At 61.7% G+C, this 25,690-nt stretch carries 21 protein-coding genes and 1 pseudogene; 4 read left to right on the plus strand and 18 right to left on the minus strand.

Going from position 1 to position 25,690, the window contains the following annotated elements:
- Nucleotides 1–3: 3 nt before the first annotated feature.
- From QX135_RS24210 to QX135_RS24280, 15 genes and pseudogenes are all read right to left on the minus strand, one after another.
- Nucleotides 4–3,873 carry an AAA family ATPase gene (locus QX135_RS24210; protein WP_316234329.1) on the minus strand — a complete coding sequence of 1,290 codons (3,870 nt, stop codon included), beginning with the start codon at nt 3,871–3,873 and terminating at the stop codon, nt 4–6.
- Nucleotides 3,874–4,080: 207 nt separating this feature from the next.
- Nucleotides 4,081–5,268, minus strand: a complete 1,188-nt coding sequence (locus QX135_RS24215) for an AAA family ATPase (protein ID WP_316234330.1) — start codon at nt 5,266–5,268, stop codon at nt 4,081–4,083.
- 20 nt (nt 5,269–5,288) lie between these two features.
- Nucleotides 5,289–5,738 carry a toprim domain-containing protein gene (locus tag QX135_RS24220; RefSeq protein WP_316234331.1) on the minus strand — a complete coding sequence of 150 codons (450 nt, stop codon included), beginning with the start codon at nt 5,736–5,738 and terminating at the stop codon, nt 5,289–5,291.
- A gap of 496 nt (nt 5,739–6,234) precedes the next feature.
- A complete protein-coding gene (locus QX135_RS24225; protein ID WP_316234332.1) occupies nt 6,235–6,441 on the minus strand; it encodes a helix-turn-helix domain-containing protein in 207 nt (68 codons plus the stop codon).
- A 75-nt stretch (nt 6,442–6,516) separates the two neighbouring features.
- Nucleotides 6,517–6,867, minus strand: coding sequence for a hypothetical protein (locus tag QX135_RS24230; protein WP_316234333.1), 351 nt, complete (start codon nt 6,865–6,867; stop codon nt 6,517–6,519).
- Between the two features lie 380 nt (nt 6,868–7,247).
- On the minus strand, nt 7,248–7,754 hold the full coding sequence (locus tag QX135_RS24235; RefSeq protein ID WP_316234334.1) for a hypothetical protein: 507 nt from the start codon (nt 7,752–7,754) through the stop codon (nt 7,248–7,250).
- Between the two features lie 101 nt (nt 7,755–7,855).
- Nucleotides 7,856–9,022: a tyrosine-type recombinase/integrase gene (locus QX135_RS24240; RefSeq protein ID WP_316234335.1), complete on the minus strand. Its 1,167-nt coding sequence runs from the start codon at nt 9,020–9,022 to the stop codon at nt 7,856–7,858.
- Between the two features lie 397 nt (nt 9,023–9,419).
- The gene (locus QX135_RS24245) at nt 9,420–9,947 is read right to left on the minus strand and encodes an NADH-quinone oxidoreductase subunit NuoB (RefSeq protein WP_315734919.1); all 528 of its coding nucleotides are present in this window, start codon (nt 9,945–9,947) and stop codon (nt 9,420–9,422) included.
- Between the two features lie 14 nt (nt 9,948–9,961).
- Nucleotides 9,962–11,473, minus strand: coding sequence for an NADH-quinone oxidoreductase subunit C (locus tag QX135_RS24250; RefSeq protein ID WP_316177442.1), 1,512 nt, complete (start codon nt 11,471–11,473; stop codon nt 9,962–9,964).
- Between the two features lie 5 nt (nt 11,474–11,478).
- Nucleotides 11,479–12,927: a hydrogenase 4 subunit F gene (locus QX135_RS24255; protein WP_316177865.1), complete on the minus strand. Its 1,449-nt coding sequence runs from the start codon at nt 12,925–12,927 to the stop codon at nt 11,479–11,481.
- Entirely contained in the window at nt 12,927–13,592 is a 666-nt protein-coding gene (locus tag QX135_RS24260; RefSeq protein WP_316177440.1) for a hydrogenase-4 component E, read from the minus strand. Before QX135_RS24260 ends, QX135_RS24255 begins: the two co-directional genes overlap by 1 nt.
- A 2-nt stretch (nt 13,593–13,594) precedes the next feature.
- Entirely contained in the window at nt 13,595–14,548 is a 954-nt protein-coding gene (locus tag QX135_RS24265; protein ID WP_316177438.1) for a respiratory chain complex I subunit 1 family protein, read from the minus strand.
- On the minus strand, nt 14,539–16,554 hold the full coding sequence (gene hyfB, locus QX135_RS24270) for a hydrogenase 4 subunit B (protein WP_315773652.1): 2,016 nt from the start codon (nt 16,552–16,554) through the stop codon (nt 14,539–14,541). The genes QX135_RS24265 and hyfB overlap by 10 nt, the downstream gene beginning before the upstream one ends.
- Before the next feature lie 12 nt (nt 16,555–16,566).
- Entirely contained in the window at nt 16,567–17,040 is a 474-nt protein-coding gene (locus QX135_RS24275; protein WP_316177436.1) for a helix-turn-helix transcriptional regulator, read from the minus strand.
- A 229-nt stretch (nt 17,041–17,269) separates the two neighbouring features.
- Nucleotides 17,270–18,548, minus strand: a pseudogene (locus QX135_RS24280) (tyrosine-type recombinase/integrase).
- On the opposite strand from QX135_RS24280, the gene QX135_RS24285 reads away from it, so the two are divergent.
- Nucleotides 18,441–18,665: a hypothetical protein gene (locus QX135_RS24285; protein ID WP_316177886.1), complete on the plus strand. Its 225-nt coding sequence runs from the start codon at nt 18,441–18,443 to the stop codon at nt 18,663–18,665. The pseudogene QX135_RS24280 and the gene QX135_RS24285 sit on opposite strands and share 108 nt — an antisense overlap.
- Before the next feature lie 235 nt (nt 18,666–18,900).
- Complete coding sequence (hisC, locus tag QX135_RS24290) at nt 18,901–19,968, plus strand: histidinol-phosphate transaminase (RefSeq protein WP_316177434.1); 1,068 nt, start codon at nt 18,901–18,903, stop codon at nt 19,966–19,968.
- 87 nt (nt 19,969–20,055) lie between these two features.
- Here hisC and draG read toward each other — a convergent pair whose 3' ends face one another.
- Entirely contained in the window at nt 20,056–20,946 is an 891-nt protein-coding gene (draG, locus tag QX135_RS24295; protein ID WP_315773658.1) for an ADP-ribosyl-[dinitrogen reductase] hydrolase, read from the minus strand.
- 12 nt (nt 20,947–20,958) lie between these two features.
- Nucleotides 20,959–21,783 carry an NAD(+)--dinitrogen-reductase ADP-D-ribosyltransferase gene (locus tag QX135_RS24300; protein ID WP_315797153.1) on the minus strand — a complete coding sequence of 275 codons (825 nt, stop codon included), beginning with the start codon at nt 21,781–21,783 and terminating at the stop codon, nt 20,959–20,961.
- Nucleotides 21,784–22,564: 781 nt separating this feature from the next.
- Between QX135_RS24300 and QX135_RS24305 the strand changes: the two genes are divergently transcribed.
- Nucleotides 22,565–22,888: a hypothetical protein gene (locus QX135_RS24305; protein ID WP_315773662.1), complete on the plus strand. Its 324-nt coding sequence runs from the start codon at nt 22,565–22,567 to the stop codon at nt 22,886–22,888.
- A gap of 101 nt (nt 22,889–22,989) precedes the next feature.
- On the opposite strand, the gene QX135_RS24310 is transcribed toward QX135_RS24305, so the two are convergent.
- The gene (locus QX135_RS24310) at nt 22,990–24,546 is read right to left on the minus strand and encodes a glycosyltransferase family 39 protein (RefSeq protein ID WP_316177431.1); all 1,557 of its coding nucleotides are present in this window, start codon (nt 24,544–24,546) and stop codon (nt 22,990–22,992) included.
- 468 nt (nt 24,547–25,014) lie between these two features.
- Between QX135_RS24310 and QX135_RS24315 the strand changes: the two genes are divergently transcribed.
- Nucleotides 25,015–25,686 (plus strand): response regulator transcription factor, encoded by a 672-nt coding sequence (locus QX135_RS24315; RefSeq protein WP_315734907.1) that lies wholly within the window; start codon nt 25,015–25,017, stop codon nt 25,684–25,686.
- The last annotated feature ends 4 nt before the right edge of the window (nt 25,687–25,690 follow it).

Here is a 25,690-nt window from a genome sequence, read left to right on the forward strand (position 1 = left end):
TAATCAGTTGGGGAGTTCGAACAGGATGCCGACCACTTCCAGCAGACCTGTGAGGCGCGGAATGCCCAGTTCGCCGTCAAGGGTCAGGATTTCAGCCGGTGCGATGCCGTCTGGATTTAGACTTTCAAGCACGATGATGGGCCCGCGCCTCCTGAATCGTTTAAAATAACGAGCGCCGTTGGCATCGACCGCAATGACGAGGCGTCCATCTAGCTCTCCCAGAGACATGGCGCTCAGCGTAACGGGCTGCGTCATGATGAACTGACCTTCAAGCGCAATGGGCTCTGCACTTCGTCCCTCCACCTTGAAGAGCCTCGCGTCTTGCATGAGCCGCCTCACAACCGCAAAATCACTCAATGTGGCAAATTCTGAGTTTTCTTCCTTTGGAGGCGCCGGAAGCCGAGAGGAGGCAAAGAGAGTTCCGACGATCTTTCGGTGGGCCAACTTTTCCTTTGGAGCGATAACGGGTTGGGCCAACGCATACGGGTCAACGGCTTGTCCGGTTAGCACAGCGATATGAGGGTGAACGTCGGATTCGTTGTAGCGACGAGCCAGTAATTGGTCTCCAAACGCAGTGACGATGAGGCTTCGGGGGTGAACTTTCGCGTAGTTGCTCACGATAATCACATCGCCGATCGTTGCCACAGGATCCAATGTTCCTGCTGTGAGCTGATAGACGTCATGGTTGTGAAGGGTGATTTTCGCTGACTGAGTTAGCTCCTTGATAGTTATCAGCCCGTCACCTGCGCGTCCGTCGGACTTGGCAGCGGCGGCAAAGCCAGTATGCGCTAGGCTGAGCTTTCTTACCTCAGCGGCATTTCCCGCCGGCAGCTGGATGACATTGTCCATCCACGGAAAGAGGCGTGGCTCTCCTGAATACGCCTCGTACTCTGCGTAGACCTTAAAGCACGTGTGAATTTGGCTCTGAAGTGCGCTCTCCCAGAAGGCTTTCACATCTGTTGCTTCAGCGAGTCCGATGGTGCCGTCGAATTTGTGATGTGATTCATTGATGATCTTCATTGGCTTCCCTCCGCCGCCCGAAATCGTCTTGAGGAGCTTTTCGAAAGAGGGGCGGTTGAAGGGCGAGATGCTTCCATCACGCAGTTCTTTTAGCAGCTTGGCGAGGTCACCTAGGGTCATGTCGCAGACGGAAGGCCCTTCGGCGCGAAGCATGATTTTTAGCAAATCCTCGCAATAGGTGCGAATATCCCGTATGTAATCATAGCCTAGCCTATCGTCAGCTCTGTGTTTAGCTTCGGCGTAGCTGTGCGCGAGCGAGCTTCCATTCACCACTGTCGCGACTTTGGATACAGCGTTCAAACGAACGACGATGCCTTGCTGCCCCGTTAGCCCCTCAAGGTTCACAAGGAATTGGAAGAACTGGCGCTCATGGGTAATAACCAAAAGTTGCATGGCATTGGGCGTTGCTGGATCTGCGTTCGCTAGGCGCGCGATTTCTTCTGCCCATTTTCTCTTATTGCGCGGGTCGAATGTAACCTGCGGATCATCCAGTACTACAAGCGGTAGCGGATTCGCACCTAGGGCTTCTATTGTCTGTTCCCGCAACGCGAGGACAAACGCCCAGAGGATAGCTCGCAGCCAAGAACTGTTTGCAACTGTCGATGCTTCAATTCGAATGCCGTAGTCGAAGCTGCCGGACACTTGAACGGACTTTTTGTTCAGCGCTGCGTCCTCGAACGAGAGCCGTTCCTTGAAGTGAATGCGGTCGAGGATGGATTTGATTCGGCCGGAAAGCGCGGAAATAGAACTAGCAGTCTCAGTCGCTACCAGTGTTCGGAGATCCTTTAGAGGTTCCAGCGCATCCGCGATTGCTTCGCGGACGAGCTGTTGTTTGTGGATGGTGAGCCATTTTTCTGCTTCCTTGGCTGCGTCTCCCAGGGCCTTCGCGAGGTCATCGAGAGGGGTCGCCTTGTCAAGGGCAGCCTCCAATGATGCCAACTTGCCCTCCAGGCTGTTGGCGGGAAATGTCTTTTCCGCACCGGGCACACCCTTCAGCATATTCCAAGAGTCTATGAAGTGCTGTCGATTGCCAGCCCACCATTCAACTAGCGCGGCCATGCGTTCCACGTTCTTGACGTATGAACGAAGGCTCATCGCGGCGGTAGGCTCGTCAGCTGACGATTCACGTTTTTTGTAGTCAAAGACGGGTAGGTTCGCTGCGAGCGCCCTGGCTGTCTCGGTTGCAAAGCTGGCCATTCCGGTCAGGACCGTGGAGAAGGAGGCTTCCTGAGCGAAGATCGCCGCGGCGGCAGCCTCGAAGGTGACGCGGGGCTGCATTTGAGTAAGCATCGCGAAGTGCATGTTAAGCGCTTGCGGAATGACATCCCGAATTTCTTTCTCAAGCTCCGCGCACACATCTGTGAGCTTTCGTTCAGCCGTTACTGAAGCCTTCTTAAGTTCTGCTAGTTCGGCTGCGAGAGCGTTTCGTTTGGTCCCCGACAATTTGTTCTCACACAAGGGGCAGTCCGCATCTTCGTGAGGGTGCCCAGACGCAACGAAGAACTGGGAAGCCAAAGCCTTAAGCCTGAGCTTCCTGTCTTCGGCCTGGCGTTTGTCCCATGTTATAGCTTCCTCAAGCCTTGCCTTTACTTCTGCAAGTGTAGCTGGCAAGCGGCGGAATCCCGCGTCCGTATGCGCTGCTTTGAGTGCGGCCCAGGCGTCGAACGCGGCGATACCCTTAACGCCCCGCTGGAGAATGCCTCGCGCTGCGCTCACCGCATTCCTGATTGTTAGGCGGTCTGCCGGCTTACTTGTATCCAGGTCGCTGGCGACTTCCGATGCCAGAATGCTCAGATGAGCGCCGGCCCGCGCCGATGCGCTACTGGCGAGTTCCCGAAGCTCGTTTGAGTACTCGTTGTCTTCACGTTTGGCAGCGATCCTGAAATCAAAGGCAGCCTTCGCGGCCTCTTCGGCCGCGCGCTTTAACGACAGGTCGATCCTCGCTTCAAGGGCCGAACTACCATTGTCTATTCCGTATTTTAGGAAACGCTTCGCCTTGTGCGCAAAGTTGGCCGCCCCTTCGCCGATATCGGCAAGCTGATCAAGACCGGTCAGCAACTTGACTGCCTCGTAAATCGATTGGCTTCGTTCTCCGAAGCCGATGCGCGCCAGTCGTGCGGGCATAAGTAAACCGGTTTCGATGAGTTGCGGTGCTGAAAGCAGCGCAGGATCGACTTTCGATGCAAACTTCGGTTCGGCCCTCGCGGGAGCGATCAATCGTCTAAAAGCTTCTGCTGTATCGCCGTTCTGGTTTTGAAATGTGAGACGAACCCAAGCTTCGGCTGTACCACTCAGTTTCTGGGGACTGGCGGGGTAGGAGACGGTCGGCGGCCAATCGCCGATCTGGACCCCTGAGTCGTTGAAAACCGGAATACGCCGTCCGTCATCCACGATGATGCCATCCTGATCGCGGCACCGGCATCCGGTAAGTGTCCAAATGATAGCGCTGGCGATGGATGTCTTGCCTGAGCCATTCTGCCCTTCGAGGCACCAATTCTCTCCATTGAGGGCCAGAACGAAATTGGGGCCATCTACGAGATTGAGGCCACCGAACCCTGCGGATTCAAGACGAACCAGTCGCCATGTTCCGGTCTCTGCTTTCGCGTGCGCCAGTTTGGCGTTGGTGGCGGGATCGAGGGATGTGTTGTTCCAAGCAGCAATCAGCCCGTCGAACAGATCCTCATTCGCATTTGCGACCTTAGTCTGGTCGCAAGACACCAAGAATTGCAGGAGTCGCCGCGCGCCCGGAGAAGCAAGTTGAATTTTTCCCGCTTTGAAATCGCCGAACTTTCCCCAGGAAAGTTCATTGCCCGACAGAAGCGTCTGAACAGCGTCGGAAAACGAAATAGACATGCCTTGCCCCCCCCCCCGCTCGTATTAGTAGAGCAGAATGGCGTCTGCATCCAGCAGAACTATGTTTCGAGAATGAGCCAGGAAAAACCAGCCTGCCCGGAGGCAACTTCGGGCGTCACGCACAAGCGGACGAGGGACAGATTCGCCCCCCGGCCGGCTTGCAGTCTCAGTCTGTCTCGCGAGTAGCAACGCGAATAATCGCTGTTGCTAGTCTGTCTGAAAGTTATCACGGTTATCGTTGTTATCGTGATCCGGATGATCCAAGTAGTTTGGTAGTGCGTACTGCCCCCTCCGCGGCGTGACGAGTTCGCCAGCATGCTTCATGTTGTGCAGCAGCTGCTTTACGTTGTTCCTATCCATCCCCGTCCGGTCAGCAATCTCGCGGATCGTCATGGCTTGATGCGGCCAATTCTCCAACATTCCGATGATTGCTTTTCGAGGTTCTGACCTCCGGAAATCGTCTCGATCTCCCAGAGCGTTCCAACGGCCGGTCTTCCGGTCGAACTCCAGGGCGGTGCCGACCTCCTCAACATCGCGGCCCCGAGCATACAAAGATACTCCGTCATCGTCCGAGGCGAGGACCAAGGCAGCATCGGCGGCCCCGGTGAAACCGGTCGTTCCGGAGATGGTGTCAAACGGGTCTTGCGCGCTCATCTTTCGGGTGTGATGCAATATCAGCACCGCGACGTTGCGAGAGTCGGCGTAAGCCTTGAGAGGGCCGAGCGCGCGGTAGTCGGCTTCGTAAGGCGATTCCCGACCGATGGCCGCCGGCCGGACCTTGTTGAAGACGTCGATGATGATGAGACGTGGATTCTCCTGGCTATCAACCCACTGGTCCAGTTGCTCGTAAGCGCCCTCGTCAAGCCGGGGACAGTCCGTCGCAAAATAGAGGTCGTCGGGCAACTCGTCTTCGCCCAAGACCTGCTTCAGCCGGCTCTGTAACCGGCGCTGCGTGTCTTCCAAGGCCAGATACAGGACGCTTCCGGCTTCCACTTGCAGAGATCCGAGGACGATCCCGCCCGCGGCCACAGCCACCGCGATGTTGAGTGCGAGCCACGACTTTCCGATCTTGGGTCGCCCGGCCAGGATCGTGAGGCCCTCGCCGATGTAGCCGGGCACGATGAACTTCGGTTCTGGGAAATCCTTTGCGAGCAGGTCAGGCGCGCTGAAGGGCCTTAAGTCCGGTCCCGACTTCTTCCGCCTTTTCGGGTGCTTTTCCTCATCGGCTTCGTCGTCATACGCATCCTCGTCGTGGGCGTCGTACGGCGGAACTTCATCGTAGGGCGGGACATCGAAGGGCTCGAAGTCCTCGGCACCTTGATACTGGTTCGAGTTGGTCGTCACAGCTTCGTCGAAAGCATCACGTAGAGCCTCTCCCCCTGCGTTCATCTTCATAGCGTTTGCATCCATGTGTTTCACTTCGTTGTCCGACCTTCGAGATTGGCCACGATCACCTCGAAGCCGCGTTGCTTAAGCTGGTTCTCTAACTGTCTTGCCTGCTTCCGTCCGACCTCGTCCGGATCGGCGACGATCGTGAGGCATTCGATGTGCTCTGGGACGGCGCCAGTGAGCGCGGGCAACCGATTTGCGGCGCCGGCAGCCCAGGCCCCCAACCCGGTGACTTCGTGCACCGACAACGCATCCTCGATCCCCTCGGTGACCGCTATTCCCAACAGATCGTTCGGCGGGGCGAGCACAATTGGCGAGCCAGCACTGCTGCCAATCATGATCTTGTCGCTCTCCGTGCCAGCTTTCCCGGTGCCATCAGCGCGGATGCGCGTCAGGTGTATCCCGGCGATTTCCTGCGGGGCGATGGAAAGCACCCCCGGTTCGTCCTCGCGAGCCATTCCGAACGCGGCGACCATGGCTCCGGGGTATTGATCCCTCGGCCTCAGGTAACGCAGTGTCGACGGGAGGTCGCCCGCGTAGTGACGAGCAACCCGCAGGTACGTCTCGGCCGGTGTGCCCGCGATTGAGACGGCTTGGTTCCAGATGTGCCGGGCTTTCGACAGCTGCTTTGCTGAGCGGTTCTCAGTGGGCGCGTGCCGCGGACCTCCAACATGATCTCGCACCGAGTTGGCCTGTGACCGGCGGGGGCGGTGCCTAGCCGGGCTGAATGCCGGTAAGCCGAGGGCTTGCCGGACATGGTCCTTGCAGGCTATCGGATCATCACCCGCGAATGAATGGATCAAGAAGCCGTCTGGCGCGTTCGGCTCGAGTCTGACGCTGAGAGACCGATCTTTCGCGGAATGGCCGGGTCCTGGCGCTTGCACCCGGTCGCGGCCTATTACCTCGCCCCCGAGAGCGCGAGCCACGGCATGCGCATCCAACAGTGCCCATTGGCTTCCAACGTGACGCCGCTCAGACATTGTAGGGCACCTTGGCCGACGTGGAAGTGCGTGCGTTGCTGTCGAGCCACTGGTCCACGTCGCTGCGGCGGTACAGGACCCGCCTGCCGGCCTTGAGGTAGGCTGGGCCGCAGCCCTCCACGCGCCACCGTTCGAGCGTGCGTTCCGAGATGGCCAGGATCTGTGCCAGTTGCTGTTGGGGAAGTAGGTCTGCTGTCATTCGTGCCTCCTGCAGTGGATTTCTGCGAGGCTTTTGCCAGTGGCGATGACGTCTGTCGGCCGGTAAGGCCGGAAATCATTTTCCGGCCTTTTTTCCTGTTCTTCGACGGTGATTGTAGATGGGGGCGATCTTCTCGCGGATGGTCGAAACGGCTGGGCTCTTGTTCAAGCGCTCCATGAACCAGTTGGCTGCCCACTGTTCGCATTCGGCTTGACTGGACGGCAACCCGTCCAAGTCTGCGTGTACGATAAGGTCGACGTAGAACTGGTCCCAGTTGATTTCTCTGGGGCGCCCACGCTTCGGAGCGGACTGCTCTTCCTCGGGGCGTTCGTGCAATCGCGGGAACGTGGCGGCAAGGTCATCAGTATGGAGCATGATCGGAAACCAGTAGGCCGCTGGCCCGACGGTTCTCAGCACGTAGCTCATCTGCGGGTGAGCCAGTGGGTCAAACTCCGGAGGAACCTGGAGGAGACGAGGGGCGAATAAGAGCGCGGATTCATTCCAGACCACTCTTTCAAACATCCAATCCCGTCGCCTAACGGGAATGTCCTCCGATCTGCGCTGAGGCAGTCGTTCAACGGGACGATTGGCGTCCGTCCGTGCTCCTAAGCCCGCGTATGCTTGCAACCTATTCTCGTGGAGCGCTACGACCAGCTCTCCAAGTGGGCCGTCTGGAAGGGTTTCGGCATCGGTCAAATTGACTTTGGCAAGTTGGAAATGCTCCTCGCTCACTGGCTTCCTGCCTTTGACGAGCCAAAGGGCCGCCTGCAGTAGCGAAATGCGATCGGGTAGATCGGAAGGCATCTTCACTCCCTTACCTTCAGATACTTCTGGCGCTTATCCTGTGCAGTCATCGCGTCCCTGATGCCCTTCCTCAGCTCGGTCTCGCCGGCCTTCTCTTGAAGTGGTTGGTCCAGGAGCTGCGAGGCGATGATTTGAAGGGCCCCCTTCTTGATAGCCGTTTCCGCTTGGTGGCGATCAATGGTCCCGTCCTGATGCCGATGATCGATATCCCGCTCCGTAATCTCTCCGGCACGTTCCCGCTCGTAGAGGCCTTCGACCGCGTCGTTCATCTTCAAGGCTTTGGCTATCATGTTCGCCGGCGGCCAATGCCCAACGGCGTCCTTGAACCTGCTCGCTGCCTGCAAAAGTTCATTGCACAGGGGAAGCAATTCGTGCGGCCTTCCTGCTCCCCGAATGGTTCGGAGCGTTGTTGCTGCCATCATGCGTAAGAGGTCGACGAGCTCTTCCTCGGAAGCAATTCGATCTTGGTGACTTGGGCCGTCGCCATCTATGATGGTGAAATCTGGCATGGAGAATTCCTTTTGAGTATCCGGCTGGAACTTCCCCGCGTGGGTTTGCGGGTGAGGCGTCTCGACGGCGCTTATGGCAGCCTGATCGCTTTGGGAGTGGCTCAACGCGCCTCAGGCGCCTTGGTTAGAGCGGCCCCCAGGCTATCGGCGATCTGCTGGCCCACGGATCTGAGCGGATCGTTTGCAAGATGAGCATACCGCTGGGTCGTGGCCGGATTCTTGTGACCCAGCAGCTTGCCGATTATGTACAACGATGCACCTGCGCCGGCGGCGATGCTGGCAAAGGTGTGGCGCATATCGTGCAGCCGAACCCCATCCAATCCAGATTTTTGCCTGATGCTTTGCCAGCTGGTCTTTAGTTCCTTGACCGACTCTCCTTCCTTTCGACCAGGAAGGACGTAGGGATTTCCCACCACCCTGGGCAGTTCGCGAAGGACCGCGATGGCCAAGGCGTTCAAGTGAATGGGTTTCTTGCCGGTCTTGCTGTCAGGCAAGAACAACATCGAACGCTCGAAATCTACAAATTCCCATTTCAGTGTGAGAATCTCCCCGCGGCGGGCACCCGTGAATAGTAGGAGCCGGATAGCTGCAATGGTGGATGGCAGGCTCCGGCCGCTCTGCTCGGCTTCCTGAATGGCGTCAGCCAGGCGGTTAATCTCTTCGCTGGTGAGAAACCGTTCGCGAGGATTCTCGCGATACTTCTCGATGTGGCGGCACGGGTTGCCGTCCTTGGGAAGCAGCTCCCGCGCTTCAGCAAATGAGAACATCTTGGAGATAACCGCGACCGTCCGATTTGCTTGGTACGGGGTCCCGTGCAATTCGTGATGAAGGCCGGCAATGTCAGCGTTCTTGATGTCTTTCGCGATCCGCCTTCCCAGCTTCGGGAGAACGAGCCGGTTCAGGATGTCACGGTAGAGATTAGCCGTACTGGCTTTGCGCTTCCTTTCGACGTGTTCGGCCAGGAACAGCTTTGCCAGCTCATCGACTGTGAGGTCTTTCGTCTTCGACCTTCCGTTCGACGGATCCCCGCCACGAGCAATCTCACCCAGCATGCCAACGGCATGACGCCTCGCCGTGTCCGGGGTCCATGGAGCGCCATGCTTGCCGATCGTGAACCATCGCTGGCGGCCGTTCACGCGCGTCTTCAGGCCATAGACCTTATCCCTCCGTTGGCATCGAACAGAGAAACCGGACAGCTCGCTATCCCAGACGATCTCGCCCGGTGTGAGGGAATCGACGACGCGCTTGGTGATACGTTTGGTGGCCATGGTGTAGGCCGTAATAGCTACCAAGTAGCAACCTAGCAACCAGGAAATAGGTCGTGAGTGTGCGACCACATGTCGCTCATAGATTTGAAAAATATCAATAAATCGTAGTCCATCGAACTCCTGAGTAGTTAGACCCTGAAACTACGAATCTGAGGGTCGGACGTTCGAATCGTTCCGGGCGCGCCATTTAGATCAATGACTTAGCTAAAATCACCGTTTGAGATTTGAAAACTGAAACGGTTTTTCAAACGGTTTTGGTGTGCGACATGCATGCTTGTGGACGGTGCCGCTCCTGGCAAAGGATTGCATCCTGATCGGAGAATTAACGGGAGTTCGAATTCCACTCTCTCCGCCAGTGCCTCTGAGGTCCTATAAACCATCGAAGCCGTCGAGATGGCTATGGCGTGGCCGAAGCCACGCGTTCGAGAAGAGCCAGTAGCCCGCGGAGAATTTCGAGCGGAGCGGGCGGGCACCCCGGGACATGCAGATCGACCGGCACGACCTCTCCCACGCCCCCCACCACGGCATAGCTGCCGGCGAAGCACCCGCCGTCGCGGGCGCAGTCGCCCACGGCCACGACCCACTTCGGATTTGGCGTTGCGTTGTAGGTCCGCTCCAGCGCCATGCGCATGTTCTTCGTCACCGGCCCAGTCACCAGCAGCACGTCCGCGTGGCGCGGTGAGGCGACGAAGCGGAGGCCGAAGCGTTCGAGATCGTAATAGGCGTTGTTGAGCGCATGAATTTCCAGCTCGCAGCCGTTGCAGGAGCCGGCGTCGACCTCGCGGATCGACAGCGACCGGCCAAGGCGCCGGCGGGCCGCCCGCTCCAGCGCAGCGCCCACTTCTGCAAGTGCCCGGTCGTCGGCCGACGGCGCCGGCTCCGTCAACGGCATCTGCACGAGACTCTGGAACAGCAGCTTTCTCATCTGGATGGACGTCCCTAGAGGTCGTGGCCCGAGTAGGAGCAGTTGAACGATTTGTTGCAGAGCGGGAAATCGGCAACGATGTTGTCTTGGATCGCGGCCTCCAGCAGCGGCCATTGGAACCAGGAAGGGTCACGCAGATGGCAGTGCGCAATGCTGTTGTCGGCATTGAGCCTGAGCCAGACCAGGATGTCGCCGCGAAAACCCTCCACCAGCGCCATGCCCTCGCGAACCTCGCCGGCCATGGGCAGATCGATCCGCAACTCGCCCTGCGGCATCCGCTCCAGCAATTGGGTGACGAGCCCTAGACTCTGCTCGATCTCGCGAACGCGAATCCACACCCGCGCGTTGACGTCGCCGGCCTCAAGCACAGGAATCTCGAAGGCGAGCTTGTCATAGGGCGCGTAGGCAAGATGCTTGCGCGCGTCGAAGGCGCGGCCCGATGCGCGGCCGATGAAGCCGCCGGGCGCGTATTGACGCGCGAGATCGGCCTTCACCGTGCCCGTGGTGACGGTGCGATCCTGGAGCGAGGCCGTGTTGTCGTAGAGTTCGACCAGGGCCGGGAAGCGTGTCTGGATATCGCTCACCAGCGATCGGATCGCCTGGATGCCATCCTGGTTGATATCGGTCGCAACGCCGCCGGGCAGGATCAAGTCGCGCATCAGGCGGTGCCCGAAAACATTGCCCGCGCCGCGCAGCACCTTCTCGCGCAACACGCCGCAATGGGCCAGCATCAGGGCGAAGGAAGCATCGTTGCAGATTGCGCCGAAATCGCCGAGATGATTGGCGAGACGTTCCAGCTCCGCCATCAGCGCGCGCAGATGGTGCGCACGCAGCGGAACTTCCACCCCCAACGCGGCCTCCACCGCGCGCGCGAAGGCCAGTCCGTAGGCGACCGTGCTGTCACCGGAGGCGCGAGCTGCGAGCTTGCCCGCCTTCGCAAGGTTCGCGCCCGCAATCAGGCCTTCGATACCCTTGTGCACATAGCCGAGCCGAGGCTCTAACCGCACAACGGTCTCGCCGTTGGCTGTGAAGCGGAAGTGGCCGGGCTCGATGATGCCGGCATGGACCGGGCCGACCGGAATCTGATGCAGGCCGTCGCCTTCGACGGGAAGGAACGCATAGGTCTTGTCGATCGGCGTCGGCTCGGGCTTCGCAGCGAGCGGATGCCGCAGGCCCCAATTGCCGTGGTCGAGCCAGGCGCGCGGGTCCGGCAGGCCCTGCGGCTCCAGGCCGCGGAGATCGCGGATGGTCCGTTCCAGCCGAAGTGCCGGTGGGTGGTGCAGACCGACCGACGGATAGTGGCGGGTCGGGCAATCGAGCGTGACGATGCCGGCCACAGTCTTCGGCGCATCGAGCAGCGCCATGTGAACGCGATCCGCCTCGCCCCAAAGGCCGAGCAGTTCCCAGTCGGCGCCGGCAAGTCCTGCGATCGCCTCGTTCCAGGTCGCGACGCCGACGACGGCGCGCGGCCAGGGACAGGGGCTCGATGCAAGCTCGCCTTGGCGCAGGAGTTCGTCGAGGCCCATTGCGATCACCCCAGAATATCGGCGACGTGCCGGAACCACGTGACCAGCGTGGGCGGGAGGAAGATTCCGGCGATCAGCACGAGACCGAAATGCACGATCATCGGCATGTAGGAGGCATCCGATGGTGCAGTGCTCCCGGTCGGCACGCCAAAGGCGATACCGTTGAGATGATAGAACAGCGCGCCGAGCGCGAGCAGGATGCCGAACACGAGCGGGATGGCAAGCAGCGGCTCGCGCGCGAAGGTCGAGGTCACGACCAGGAATTCGCTCATGAAGACGCCGAACGGCGGCAATCCGGCGATGGCCACGACACCGATCACGAGGCTCCAGCCGAGCGCCGGATGGGTCGCGGTCAGGCCGCGGATATCGGCGATCTTCTGCGTGTCCTTGATCTGCGCGATATGGCCAACGGCAAAGAAGATTCCCGACTTGGTAAGGCTGTGCATCACCATGTGCAGCAGCCCCGCAAAATTGGCGACCGGGCCGCCCATCCCGAAGGCAAAGGTGATGATCCCCATGTGCTCGATCGAGGAATAGGCGAACAGGCGTTTGATGTCGCGCCGCCGGTAGAGCATGAAGGCGGCGAACACCAGCGACACCAGACCGAGTGTCACCATCAGGGGTCCAGGAGCCACCGCGCTCGGATTGGCTGCCAGCACGATCTTGAAACGAAGCACTGCGTAGAGTGCGACGTTGAGCAGGAGGCCGGACAACACCGCGGAGATCGGCGTCGGCCCTTCCGCATGCGCATCCGGCAGCCAGGCGTGCAGCGGCGCCAACCCCACCTTGGTGCCGTAGCCGAGCAGCAGGAATATGAAGGCGACGTTGATCAGCGCCGGATCGAACTGTGAGGCATGCGCGACCAGCACCGTCCAGACCATGCCGTTGATGCCTTCGCCCACCACGGGGAGCGCAGCCATGTAGACCAGGATGGTACCGAACAGCGCGAGCCCGATGCCGACGCTGCCGAGAATGAAATATTTCCAGGCGGCTTCGAGCGCTTCATGGGTGCGGTAGATGCCGACCATCAGCACGGTCGTCAGCGTCGCCAGTTCGATGCCGACCCACATCAAGCCGATATTGTTGGCGGTCAGCGCGAGATTCATCCCGCCCATCATGACCTGGAACATGGCGTGGTAGAAACGCAAGTATGCAGGCGTCAGCCGCCCGGTCGCCAGCTCGTGGCCGATATAGCTTGCCGAAAACACGCTGGTGGTGAAGCCGACGAAGGTATTGAGCACGATGAACGCGATGTTGAGTTCATCGACGAACAGGTAAGAGCCGGGCTGGATGTGATCGGCGAAGAACATCGAGAGCGAGGCCGCGAAGGTCAACCCCGACGCCAGCACGTTGAGGCGCGCGGACAGCCGATAGCCGGGAAGCAGGGCCAGCACAGCGGCCGAGACGACCGGAATGACGGTGACGAGGACGACGCCCTCGTTGGTGGACAACATCATCGGCGCTCTCCGCGAAAGCGATCCAGCGCCTGGACATCGACGGTATCGAAGCGCTCGCGGATCCGGAACAGGAAGACGCCGATCACGAAGAAGGCGATCAGGATCGAGAAGGCGACGCTGATCTCGACCACCAGCGGCATGCCGCGCGCGCCGGTGCCCGCGAGCACCAGCCCGTTTTCAAGCGACATGAAGCCGACCACCTGGCTCACGGCGTTACGCCGGCTCACCATCATCAACAGACCGAGCAGTACGACCGACAGCGCGAAGGCGAGGTCCTCGCGCGCGAGCGGATCGGCGGCGGGGGTGACCTTCAGCATGACCGTCATCGAGAGCGCGACCAGTCCCATGCCGGTCAGCATGGTCGTTCCGGAACCGATCACGGTTTCGATCTCGCGATGGATGCCGAGCCGCTGGATGATGCGATGCAGCCCGACCGGCACGACCATGGCCTTGAAGACCAGCGCGATCATGGCGGTGACATAGAGATGCGGCGCGCTCTGGACGTGGGCCTGCCAGGCGACCGACATCGCGAGCAGCACGGCCTGGAGCGCAAAGGCGTTGAGCAGGGCATAGAGCCGGTGCTGTGTGATCATCAGGAAGCTGACCAGCAACAGGCTGCCCGCCAACAGGTGCGCGACGTCGAATGTCAGTCCGTGCGCCATTGCTAGAGGCTCCTCGATACGAACAACAGCAGCGTGCCGAGCAGGCCAAGCATCAAGGCAGCGCCGACGAAATCCGGTAGGCGGAACACCCTCATCTTCGCAATGGCGGTCTCGAACACGCCGAGCAGAAAGCCGAACACAGTGAGCTTGGCGAGATAGCCGGTGAATCCGGTCAGATGGCTTGCGGTGCTCGCGCTGGGCGCAGCCAGCGTCCACGGCACGAAGATGCAGCCGATCAGCGAGATGTAGAGCAGCAGCTTGACCGCGGCCGCGAGTTCGATCATGGCGAGGTGGCGACCTGAATATTCCAGCACCATGGCTTCATGCACCATGGTGAGTTCGAGATGGGTCGCCGGGTTGTCGACCGGAACGCGGCCGTTTTCGGCGATGGCGACGATGATCAGCCCGACCATCGCAAGGCCCAGCGAGACACGCAGGCCGACGCCCAAGGCGAGCAGATCGGCCACGGCCGAGAGCTGCGTCGAGTGCGCAACCAGCGCCATGGTGAAGACGACCAGCAGCATGGCCGGCTCGGCGAGCGAGGCGATCATCATTTCCCGGCTCGCCCCGATGCCGCCGAAGGCGGTGCCGATATCCATGCCGGCGAGCGCGAGGAAAAACCGCGCGCTGGCGAGCAGCGCGATGATGGCGATGAGGTCCGCGGACCAGCTGAACAGCAAACCCTTGGCGAAGGTCGGCACCAGCGCGGCGGCGACCCAGGTCGCCGCGAAGATCAGATAGGGCGCGACGCGGAATATCCACGAGGCATTGTCCGCGACCACGACCTCCTTCTTCAGGAGCCGTAGGATATCGCGATAGGGCTGCACGATCGGCGGGCCGCGGCGGCGCTGGAGGCGCGCCTTCACCTTGCGGATGAAGCCGGTCAGCAGCGGCGCCGCCAGCAGCACCAGCATCATCTGCGAGACCTGAACGAGAAGGGCGGAGATCAGCTCCATATCGCCAGCACCAGCAAGAGCAGCACGAGGGAGAGGAAGACAAGGCTGAGGTAGCGGCGGATGGTGAGGAATTGCAGTTTGTTGAGCTGGAGCGCGGCGCGTTCGACGGCGCCGGCAACCGGCTCGTAGAGCCAGTCCCACACCGGATCGGCGATCGTCAGCGTGAAGCGGGCGGCGCGTGTGTCGCCGGGCGCGGGCATGGTGACCTCTTCACTTGTGACAGGAGTCCGCGCTAGGAACACGCGGCGGATAGGCTGGGCAAAGCTCGAGCCGGAATATTGCGTCAGCGGACTGGGATCGGGAAAGCCGCAATCCCATGCCGGGCCGCGGCGGATCGCGTGCGAGGCGAAGCGGTGGATGGCCCACACCGCCAGCAGCGCGGACGTGGTGATGAAGAGAAAGACGAGCAAGCCGTTATAGGAGCTGCCGGTTTCGGCCTCCGGCACGATCGTGAGCCAGGGCCGGCTCCCCTGCGGCGTCAGCGCCGTGCCGGCAAGCTGGTGCGTGATCGGGGCGATGGCATCGATGATGAAGCCCGGAACGATGCCGGTGATCAGGCAGAGCAAGGCAAGTGTCGCCATGGCCGAGAGCGAGAAGCGGTCCACCTCCGTTGCTTGTCCCGCTTCCGTGCTGCGTGGACGGCCGAGGAAGGTGATACCGAAGGCCTTGACGAAGGTCGCGCCCGCCAGCGCTGCTGCGAGCGCGAGCAGGCCGCCTGCCGCCGGGACCATGACCTTCAGCAACCATCGCGCCAGGTCGGGACTCTGAAGCACGGCCTGGAAGGTTAGCCATTCCGACACGAAACCGTTCAGTGGCGGCAGCGCCGAGATCGCCATGCAGCCGACCAGGAACAGGAAGCTCGTCACCGGCATGCGGTGGATCAATCCGCCGAGACGATCCATGTCGCGCTCGCCGGTTGCGGTCAGCACCGCGCCGGCGCCGAAGAACAGCAGGCTCTTGAAGAGGGAATGGTTGAGCACGTGCAACAAGGCCGCCGTTATGGCCAGCGCGGCCGCCGCATTCATGCCGTCGGCTCGGAACGACAGCGCGAGGCCGAGCCCGATGAAGACGATGCCGATATTTTCAATGGTCGAATAGGCGAGCAGCCGCTTGGCGTCGTCCTGCATCAGGGCCTGCAACACGCCGAGGACTGCGCTCAGGCTGCCGATCGCGAGCAGCAGCGCGCCCGACCACCAGGGCAGGTCGCCGGCAAGGTCGAACACGATGCGGATGAAGGCGTAGATCGCGACCTTCGTCATCACGCCGCTCATCAGAGCCGAAACGTGACTTGGCGCCGCCGGATGCGCAAGCGGCAGCCAGGCATGCAGCGGCACCAGCCCGGCCTTGGATCCTGCACCGATCAGGACCAGCACGAGGACCATCGCAGCCGTCAGCGGCGTTCGCACGCCATGTCTGATCGTCTCGAAGTCGTAACTGCCGCCCGGCCCGGCGAGCAGGCCGAGGGCGAGCAGGAGCGCGAGCGTGCCGAGGCTCGCCATGATCAGATACACGTAGCCGGCGCGCCTGTTCTCGGGATCGCGATGATGCGCGATTACGAGCGCCCAGGAGGCCAGTGACATGAACTCCCAGGACAACAGATAGCTGAAGGCATCAGCCGCCAGCAGGACCAGATTCATTCCGGCGAGGAAGGCCGGAAAGAACGGCAGCACGCGATGCGGCTCCTCCGCGTGCGCGCCGTAGCCGAGCGCGTAGAGACTTGCCACGGCGCCGCCGATATTCACGACAACGAGAAAAAAGGCCGAGAGCGCATCGATCGCGAAGTGTGCGCCGATCCAGGGCACGCCGAGCGGCAGAACGAGGTCAGTCGGAGCGCCGGCATGGCCGGCAAGCGCGAGAAGCGAAAAAACCGTCGCCGCGCTGCACAGCGCCAGCATGGCGCCGTAGATGATGCGAGTCGCCGCATACTTGTGCGAGATGGCTACCGCCAACAGCGCAACCCCCAACATCGCCGCTGCGCAGAGCATGAGGAATGCAACGACACTCATCTGAATTGGATCCTATGCCCTTTTCGCCATACCCTTCACGTGGCGCGAGTCGGAGAGTGCGGGCTCCTTGAGCCGGACTCCGCGGCCTCCCGTCTGACTGGCTGCTCCGTCGCCGATCAGTTCGATGCCGCTCTGGTTCAGCGCCTCGATCAATTTCATCAAGGAATCGACGTTGCCGCGCACGACGCCTTCGCTCGCTTCCATACGCTGGATCGTGGGGACCGAAAGGCCAGACAGTTCGGCAAGCTGGCGCTGGTCGATGTCAAGAAGCGCCCTGGCCGCGCGGAGCTGTGCTGCGGTGATCATCGTCGAGATGCCAGTACTGATATTTTGTGCATCAATACTGCACGTAAAAGTGCTAGCTGTTCGATCAATTATACCAATGAAGGTGTCTTGTATAGCTATATTGATGTTCGAGACCTCATTTGCCGAGGACTTTGTCCCAGGCATCAACGCATTGGAGGGTGCGTATTGCAGGCCGGCCATTGATCGACTCGCTTGATGGACTTTCGGCGATGACGGATTATTGGCGGAACAGGTCGTTGTCGGGGGCGAAACCCTATTCTCCGGCCGTAGCTCAATCGATGGGTTTGGGTCGGGGAAGAACGAAAATGCGTTCTCTTTCAATGGAGATTGACTGATACTCTCTCCGCCACAGGGGAGCTTGTGCCGTCAGCGGATCGCTACACGCGTTTTGCGCGTCTAGGAGCCGACACTAAGCACCTCCCTCCCACGGAGCGCGCTCATGCTCTTCCGCGATCGCTGACTTCAGCCCTTGTTGCCCGCGAATGTCGTCAGCGATAACATTGGCACTTGGGTTGAGAAGTTGCGAGTTGGTGGATTTTAGCCACCGACGGATACTTGGGCTATTCGCATTCAATGCCGCAAATACCGTACTGCTGATCGCTTGTTGTTGGCGCCGAAGGTGATCCTCCAGCAGCTCAGGGCGGGTGATGTAGCCAGCGTTCACGCCGGGAATTGCGTGGTTCATCAGCAGCTTTGCATCGAGCTCCGACACGCCGGCTGCGGCTGCGATGGTGCGGAAGCTTTGTCGCAGATCGTTGCCCCATTTCGACAGAGTGGCCCGATCTTCCTTCTGCTCGACGATGTGCCCCGACACGCTGTCGGCCGGGAATATCCATCGGCGGGCGTGGGACGGATGCATCTGATGTCCAAAGCGAATCACGCAGATGAGGCCGCGAATCATTTCGCGAGATAGAGGAATGTCGAAGGCCCGCTTCGCGCCGCCCTTGGGCTTCGGAATGTGCAGGATCCGTCTCTTGAAATCGATATTGCCCGGAGTGGTTTCCTGCAACGCGGTGGGCCGACATCCCGAAAGCAGCGTGAAGAGATGGAATTCACGGCGGATCGGATTGTCCAAAGCCGACAATTCGGAAAACCAGGCCCTCAGATCACCGGGCCCCATTCCGGTGTCGCGTCGCTTCTCTCCATTCCAGTCGATAGCCCCGACGGGATTATCGGGCGGCAAGGTCTTGTTGGCTTTGCGGGCGTGGGAATAGATGGCCCGGAGAGTGCGCATGCTTCCATTCGCAATATATGGCCCGTTCTCCTTGGTGATCTCGTCATGTCTCTCGACCACCTTTGCAGGGTGGTGGCCCAAATCTTCCAATGGCGTATCGAGCCATTTGATGAAGATTCGTTCCACGTGATCCCGATAGCTCTCGATTGTGCGCTCGCTACGGCCTTTCCTAGTCATGTGGGCGTCGCGATATCGCTCCCACGCTTGCCTGAGCGTGATGCCGCCGGATTGATGCGCGGTCGGGCTATCCCCGCTGGCCGCGACGCGACTCGGTTTCGACCCGGCCTTGGGATGCTGACCCCGGCCTATCTGAGCAAGATATTCTTTGGCAGTCGCTCGGGTCGCCTTGGACGGTAAAGGTTCGTTTCCGCTTTCCGACGACGACGAAGAAGCCCTTCAGTTCGGTGTCGCGCGCCAGATACCAGCCCTTCCTCGGGGTCGGCAGGCGAGCGATTTCTTTGTCGGTCAGCAGGAGGCGGACATCGACCATCGGAGCGCTCCGAAACAAAAACGGTTTTTCAAACGGTTTTGGAAAATCGGGGAGTTCGACGGTTCGACCCTGACCTTGTAGGAGGATGTGCGATAAAAGGCTCGAAATTAAGGACTTTTGCGTCTATCGTTGCGCTGTGGCGTACAGTCGGATAGCGTGGCGAAGCAATGTTTTTGAACTACGAATCTGAGGGTCGGACGTTCGAATCGTTCCGGGCGCGCCATTCGCCGATGAACCACAGCACGTTCAATTCGCACGTCCATCACTTCCGGTCGATGCGTCGATTGGCGGATCTCGGGTGCGCAGGAGAACAATCTTGAGTCGCTTCTGGTCAGAGCTCGTTCATGGGCTGTCGCCCTATGTGCCTGGCGAGCAGCCGCAGATCCCGGGCCTGGTCAAGCTCAACACCAATGAGAGCCCGTTCGGGCCGTCGCCGAAGGCGATCGAGGCAATACGGGCCGCCGCTGCCGACACCTTACGGCTCTATCCAGATCCCCAGGCAACGCGGCTGCGCGAGGTGCTCGCGGCCTATCACAAGGTCTCACCCGAGCAGGTGTTCGTCGGCAACGGCTCGGACGAGGTGCTCGCGCATACCTTTGCGGCGCTCTTGAAGCAACCTGCGCCGCTGCTGTTCCCCGACGTGACCTACAGCTTCTATCCGGTCTACTGCCGGCTGCTCGGAATCGATTACGCGACCGTTCCGCTCGATGCCGAGATGCGCGTGCGTATCGACGATTATGTCGACCGCCCCGGCCCCGTGATCGTGGCCAATCCGAATGCGCCGACCGGAATTGCGCTGTCGCGTGCCGAGATCGCACGGTTGGCTGCTGCCCACAGCGATGTGGCCGTCGTCATCGACGAGGCCTATGTCGATTTCGGCGCCGAGACTGCGATCCCTTTGATCTCCGAGCATCCCAACCTGCTGGTGGTGCAGACGATGTCGAAATCGCGCGCGCTGGCCGGGCTGCGCGTCGGCTACGCGATCGGCACCGCCGGCCTGATCGAAGGCCTGACGCGGGTCAAGGACAGCTTCAACTCCTACCCGCTCGGTCGGCCCGCCCAGGCCGGCGCGATCGCCTCGATCGAGGACGACGCCCATTTCCAGCAGGCGCGCTCGGTCATCATGAAGAACCGTGCCGACCTCACCGCCGCGCTGGCCCGTCTCGGCTTCGAGGTCCTGCCGTCCAGCGCCAATTTCGTCTTCGTCCGTCATCCTGATCATTCCGGCCAGGCGCTGGCCACGGCCTTGCGTCAGCGCGCCGTGCTCGTCCGCCATTTCACCGCCCCGCGGATCGCGGACTATCTGCGTATCACCATCGGCTCGGAGACGGAGCTCGCGCGGCTGACGGACGCGCTGCGCGAGGTGTTGGCGCAGAATGGTTGAGAGTTGTGGCTGAGATGACGATCGGTCGGAGCCGATCCGCCACGACCGGCACACTCTGCGAAGTCTGGATGCCATTAGTCCCAGACATCAGACCCGAAGCACGCGCGCGATTTCCAGCAGCCGCGGCACCTGCGCGTGAATGGCTGCAGCCACGTCGCGGTCGAGCCTGTCGCGCCAGCGCGCAGGAATCGCCGCCAGCCCATAGGTGGCGCCGGCCAGCATGCCCGCGAGAGCGCCCGTCGTGTCGGCGTCGCCGCCCTGGTTGACGGTCTGCACCAGGCATTCTGTGAACGAGTCGATGGCGAGATAGTGGTGCAGCACGGTCTGCATGGTGTCGACGATGAAGGCCGAGCTCTGTCCGGGGTAGGGGACGAAGCTGAAGGCGCGGTGCTTGCCGATCAGAGCTTCGGCTTCGCGGCGGACGGCGTCCTGGCCCTCACCCTGCAGCAAGGCATGAGTCATGCGCACCAGCGCAACGCAGGCGTCGTCCGACAGCGGATGATGGTGCGTGGCGCGCGCCTGCGCCAGCGTCCACGTCTCGGCGTTGTCCGGTGCCTCGAGCGTCGCGAGCGCCACGGGCAGTACGCGCATCGCCGCGCCATTGCCAGCGTCGCCTTCGGCGTAGACACCTTCGACCGTGCCGCGCATGACGTAACGGCGGATGCCGCGGCGGCAGGTGTTGCCGACATCGGCCGGCCCGGTCCGAAGCCATGCCGCGAACTCCTCGCAGACGTCGCGTGCGTCGAAGCCGCCATTGCGGATCAGCGAGCGTCCCAGCGCCAGCGACATCTCGGTGTCGTCGGTGACCTCGCCCGGCTTCAGCTTCAGCCAGCCGCCGCCGATGATGTCGCGATGCACGCCATATTGCGCGGCGATCTCGTCTCGGGTCATGAACTCGACGGTGGCGCCGAGCGCGTCGCCGATGGCAAAGCCGAGATAGGCCGCGAGCGCGCGTTCCTCGACATCGAGTGCGGTCATGCTGCGATCCGCTCACACATAGTCGACGCTCACGCGGTAGTCGCCGCCGATCACGAGGTATTCGCCTTCGCCCTTCAGCGCATGTGATGACAGCAGGCCGTTGAAGAACACGATCTTGCTGACGGGGACGTGCGCGGTGAGGATCATGTCGCCGAAGCAGCCGGCGGTGTCGCGGTCGGAGGAGAACGAGACGAGATTGTTGAGCCGGACCACCGCCTCGCGCCGCGTCGTTCGCTCCACGATCCAATGCTCGTCGAACGAATTGACGCCGCGATGCAGCGTCAGATGCGTCTGGTCGGGAAAGGTGAAGCGGCGCATGGCCCATTGGCAGAATTCGAACAGCAGATCGAGCTGCACCCAGATCGCATTGTTGTGGAAGCGGCTCGACATCTTCTCCTCGACATAGGTCGTCCAGGCCCGGCTTGCCACGGCTTCGATAGCCTCCTTGTGGAACGATGGGCCGAGGCCGAACCGGCTCTCGACCCAGCCCTTGAGCACGGCGCCTTCCGGGCCGTTGCTGTCGAAGCCCCAGCCCTGGATCAGCCGCAGGAAGGACGAGCGGAAACGCCGCTGGCCGCCGGACGTCGCGGCGCGTTGCTCGGGATCGAGCCCGAACATTGCCATCATGTAGGTGGTGAAGGCTTCGCCGGCTTCGGCGAGATGTTCGGCCTGATCGAGCATCGTGAACAGGCTGGGGTTCATCTCGGTGACGCCCCAGATGTGCAGCGGCACCGCCGCCTCGTTGAAGGCAGCGCTCGCCAGCCACTCGGAAGGACGCCCCACGAGGTTGGTCGAATGGCCGATGCCGCGGCGGGCACGCTGTGCTGCGTCGTTCATGGCCGGCATGATGCCGGGTCGCGCAGTGTAAGGGAAGCCGTCGGTACTGACATGGCGGAGAGCTTGTGATTGTCAGCTGCAACCGCCCCAGCCGGTGCTACCATGACCACCGCAACCCCGCCGCTTGGCGCCTTCGAAATCGCCCGCAGGCAACTGCGTCGCCGTTGCGCTGTCGGAGCGGTTCGTCTGTGAAGTGCATCGAGCGCGCCTGCCGAGAGCGTTGTCTTCGATCTATTCGAAACCGGCTGCTCGATCGCGCGCAGTGTGTCAGCACGGAGGGCAATCAGCACGATCGCGTTGAATTCTTCCCGGCCGTCCACTGGTGAGATGCCCGCGTCATCTGCGTCCACTGTAATGCTGCGGTAAGGCCGTGACGCTAGCTTCAATGCGTCCTTACGAGCGGTATCACATCGGTTTCGCCATCGACAGCGTGTCACGATGAGCCATGGCTCGCCGTCTCTCGATGTGGTGTTCGATCGGAAGGACATTGGAGCGCCGCCGCAGACCCGAAAGCCCGGCCTGATCAGGTCGGCTCCGTCCCACCTGCGGCACCTTCCATCATGATCTGGCGCCGCATGGCTTCGAACGTCGTCGGAGTCCAGTGAGCGGGCCGTTCGGTTTGTGTCCCAGCCCCACACGTCCGAACGGCCTGCCATGATGGACCTCGTGGTGACACTCGCGCTCACATGTTGGTCGCATCGTCTTGCGTCTGTAATGATCCGGTAAGCCGCGGCCGCGAGTCTCCCGCAGCGACGGCTGAGCTGATCGCAAGGAGAACCCAATGAAACGAATTTGCGCGCTTATGATCGTGGCCTCGACCATGGCAGGCACGATCGCGACGCCGGCCAATGCCGGTGGCAACCGCGGAGCGGCGGTGGCGGCCGGCGTCGTCGGAGGTCTGGCGATCGGAGCCCTGATCGGGTCTGCGGCAACCGCCCGTTCCGCGCCCACCTATGTCTACAGCTACGAGGATTATCCGCCGCCGCGGGTCGTCTATCGTCGTCACCGCGTCTATGAGTACGACGCGGAATACGGCAACTATGGCGACGGCTATGTGTCCGGCTACCGGGACGGCTATTCCGACGGATCCTGGGACAACGACTGAGACCGCCGCCCAAGCGCAAGGTCCCGCCGACGCGGGACCTTGTCCTTGATCCGAATGTTCGGATCCGCTGACGAGGCTGCCGCGTCCAGCGTTGCCTCGACCTATGGTTCCTTCGGCCGTGTCACCAGGAATGCCACCACCGTTCGTGTGCATCCTGTCCAGCCGAGCAGCCGGGCCTGCACCGCGAACTCGCGCTTGACGTAGTTGCCGGATCCGGCGGCCGCCGCTTCCGCGGCGGCGATGCAATCCGCCTGGTCGCGGAAGCACAGCGAAATCCAGCCTCCGCTGCCAGAGTCCGCACCGGTCTGGTGGGCTGTGGTGGGCAGACCGTAAGCGGGATGATCGGCACTGTAGAAGGTGGTTGCGAGCGCAAGGCTCTCGGTGCCGCCGACATGCTCGAGCGGCTTCCCCGTCAACTCCCGCCATTGTCGCGTCGCTTCCCGCGCGGTCTGCTGGTAGAAGGTACGACCTTCCTCATAGCCGTGCTTGTTGCGATAGAAGGCGTGGAGCGGCGCCGCAACGATCGCAGCCAGGACGGCGATCCCGGCCGTCAGCACCGCGATGTTGACGGTATGAAAGCGCGCGATCGGATAGCTGGTGGCGCAGACGACGACCACGACGAACAAGAACAGTCCCTGCAGCGCCCATAGCGACGGCAGGTCGGTGCCCATGACCAGCGCGTTGATGACGGGCAGGCCGAGCGTGCCGATGGCGATATATGACAACAGCCGGAGGCCGTCGTTCAGCGTGGCCATCTCCGTGGAGAAAGACCTGATCCTGGCGCCGGCGACGATCAGCCAGGTCGCGGCCGGCACGGCCATCGCGGCCGCGAGCCCCAGCAGGAAGAACAGGGAATCCCGTAACGACGTGGACAGGTTGGACCTGGCGTGCAGCAGCGCGTACTGAATGGGGGCCGCATCGTTGGCGACGAGCCAGTCGAGATGCATCGACAGCACGGCGAGGCCCACGACGCCGGAGATCCACGGCGATGCCGATGTGAAGTAGGCGCGTCGCTGCGGATGCGCCATGGCGGCGAATGCGAAGCTCATCACCAGAAAGATCGAGTAGTACTTGCCGAGCAGTGCGAGCGCGGTCGTCAGGCCGGCGGCGGCTGCCCAGGGCAGCGTTCGCGTTTCGAACGCGCGCAGGAAGCAGTAGGTGGCGAGCGGCCACGTCGCGAGCTGCACCGAGTTGGCGTTGAAGCGCTGTGCGTGAAACTGATAGGCCGGCGTCAGCATCAGCATCAGCAGCACGATCACCCGCTTGTCCCCAGTGACGAAACGGCGCGAGACGAGATCGACGCACCACAGCGCCAGCGCCGCATTGGTCATCGCCATCAGGTGGAATGACCAGTCGGAGAGAGGGAAGACGGCGGTCCAGGCGCCGGCGATCCAGCCCATCAGCGGCGGATGCTTGTCGTAGCCCCAGGCGAACTGCCGTCCGAATGTCCAGGTCTCGAGAACGTCGGGATGCAGGCCGGCGCCGGCATAGGCGATCGAGAGATAGGCCGTCCACACGGCCACGAAGCACGTCAGCAGCAGCGGCACCGCCCAGCCGGCCTCGATGCCGTCCAGCCAGCGCAGGAATGGAATGCGCCAGGCCGCCGGATGGCTGTCCGACCGTTCGGCGACGGTCGAGAACGCAAACTCATGGAACATGTCGATGTTGATCAATGATGAGGCGACGGATGGGACGCGCGATCGGCGGCCTCGCCGATAGAGGATGGCGGATCGTCCGGTATGTCCGGTCGATCATGCGGCAGGCTCCATGCGGGCGAATCCTCAGCGTTTGTTTGAGTGCGCCAGTCTCGGCCAAGACGATTACGAAAGGCTGACGCCGCCGGCTTGCCGGCCGATGGAAAAACGGATCATCGCGGCGGGGCACGTCATACGACCGCAATCGCGCCAGCCGAGAAGCGGTTCAGCCTGCAATCGGAGATGTCGCGATAGGGCCAGTGCCCGCCAGCAGCGTGGAGTATATGAGCTGCGCGCGATCGGCGCTGGCAGAACGAGTCAACTTCGCTTGCGCGATCAAAACAAAGGTATCAGAACGCCGCCGACGTAATCCTATTGTAATCCCTCCGTAATGATAGGAACAGCCGATTGTCGATGATGCGGGAGAATCGCGTGCGCGTTCTGGTCGTTGAGGATGACCCCCAGCTGGGGATCTGGCTGCGGGATGCGCTCGCGACGGCGTTCGGCTCGTCGGACATCGTCACGACGCTCGACGAAGGGCGTGCGGCGATCGCCGTGCGCAATTTTGAGCTCGTGGTGATCGACCGCGGCCTCCCGGACGGCGACGGGCTGGCGCTGTTGCCGGACCTGCGGCAGCAGAAGCCGAGCCCGGCGACGGTCGTGCTGACCGCGCTCGATGACCCCGCCGACATCGCGCGTGCGCTCGACGAAGGCGCCGACGACTACGTCGCCAAGCCGTTCGAGCCGATCGAGCTGGTGGCACGGGCGAGGGCGGTGCTGCGCCGGCTGTTTCTCGACCGCGGCGCGACGGTCTCCATCGCCAATCTGAGCTACGACATCGTCAATCGCGCCGTCTGCGTCGAGGACGTGCCCATCGTGGTGCCGCGGCGCGAGCTGGCAATCCTTGAGGCGCTGGTCCGCCGCAGCGGGCGGGTGGTCCTGCGCGAGACGCTCGAAGCCGCGGCCTATGGCTTTGAGGACGAGATCCAGTCGAATGCCATCGAGGCCCACGTCTCGCGGTTGCGCCGCCGGCTGCGCGAGGCCAATTGCAAGGCCGCCATCAGGCCGGTGCGCGGCCTCGGCTATCTCCTCAGCGGCGAGTGACGCA

This window comes from Bradyrhizobium sp. SZCCHNR1098 (assembly GCF_032489375.1).
Lineage (GTDB): Bacteria > Pseudomonadota > Alphaproteobacteria > Rhizobiales > Xanthobacteraceae > Bradyrhizobium.

What these genes read in the sequence shown, in the direction of transcription:
- QX135_RS24210 (WP_316234329.1), bottom strand. Translation starts at nt 3,873, where the DNA reads ATGTCTATTTCGTTTTCCGACGCTGTTCAGACGCTTCTGTCGGGCAAT.
- QX135_RS24215 (WP_316234330.1), bottom strand. Translation starts at nt 5,268, where the DNA reads ATGAAGATGAACGCAGGGGGAGAGGCTCTACGTGATGCTTTCGACGAA.
- QX135_RS24220 (WP_316234331.1), bottom strand. Translation starts at nt 5,738, where the DNA reads ATGGTCGCCGCGTTCGGAATGGCTCGCGAGGACGAACCGGGGGTGCTT.
- QX135_RS24225 (WP_316234332.1), bottom strand. Translation starts at nt 6,441, where the DNA reads ATGACAGCAGACCTACTTCCCCAACAGCAACTGGCACAGATCCTGGCC.
- QX135_RS24230 (WP_316234333.1), bottom strand. Translation starts at nt 6,867, where the DNA reads ATGAGCTACGTGCTGAGAACCGTCGGGCCAGCGGCCTACTGGTTTCCG.
- QX135_RS24235 (WP_316234334.1), bottom strand. Translation starts at nt 7,754, where the DNA reads ATGCCAGATTTCACCATCATAGATGGCGACGGCCCAAGTCACCAAGAT.
- QX135_RS24240 (WP_316234335.1), bottom strand. Translation starts at nt 9,022, where the DNA reads ATGGCCACCAAACGTATCACCAAGCGCGTCGTCGATTCCCTCACACCG.
- QX135_RS24245 (WP_315734919.1), bottom strand. Translation starts at nt 9,947, where the DNA reads ATGAGAAAGCTGCTGTTCCAGAGTCTCGTGCAGATGCCGTTGACGGAG.
- QX135_RS24250 (WP_316177442.1), bottom strand. Translation starts at nt 11,473, where the DNA reads ATGGGCCTCGACGAACTCCTGCGCCAAGGCGAGCTTGCATCGAGCCCC.
- QX135_RS24255 (WP_316177865.1), bottom strand. Translation starts at nt 12,927, where the DNA reads ATGTTGTCCACCAACGAGGGCGTCGTCCTCGTCACCGTCATTCCGGTC.
- QX135_RS24260 (WP_316177440.1), bottom strand. Translation starts at nt 13,592, where the DNA reads ATGGCGCACGGACTGACATTCGACGTCGCGCACCTGTTGGCGGGCAGC.
- QX135_RS24265 (WP_316177438.1), bottom strand. Translation starts at nt 14,548, where the DNA reads ATGGAGCTGATCTCCGCCCTTCTCGTTCAGGTCTCGCAGATGATGCTG.
- hyfB (WP_315773652.1), bottom strand. Translation starts at nt 16,554, where the DNA reads ATGAGTGTCGTTGCATTCCTCATGCTCTGCGCAGCGGCGATGTTGGGG.
- QX135_RS24275 (WP_316177436.1), bottom strand. Translation starts at nt 17,040, where the DNA reads ATGGCCGGCCTGCAATACGCACCCTCCAATGCGTTGATGCCTGGGACA.
- draG (WP_315773658.1), bottom strand. Translation starts at nt 20,946, where the DNA reads ATGACCGCACTCGATGTCGAGGAACGCGCGCTCGCGGCCTATCTCGGC.
- QX135_RS24300 (WP_315797153.1), bottom strand. Translation starts at nt 21,783, where the DNA reads ATGAACGACGCAGCACAGCGTGCCCGCCGCGGCATCGGCCATTCGACC.
- QX135_RS24305 (WP_315773662.1), top strand. Translation starts at nt 22,565, where the DNA reads ATGAAACGAATTTGCGCGCTTATGATCGTGGCCTCGACCATGGCAGGC.
- QX135_RS24310 (WP_316177431.1), bottom strand. Translation starts at nt 24,546, where the DNA reads ATGTTCCATGAGTTTGCGTTCTCGACCGTCGCCGAACGGTCGGACAGC.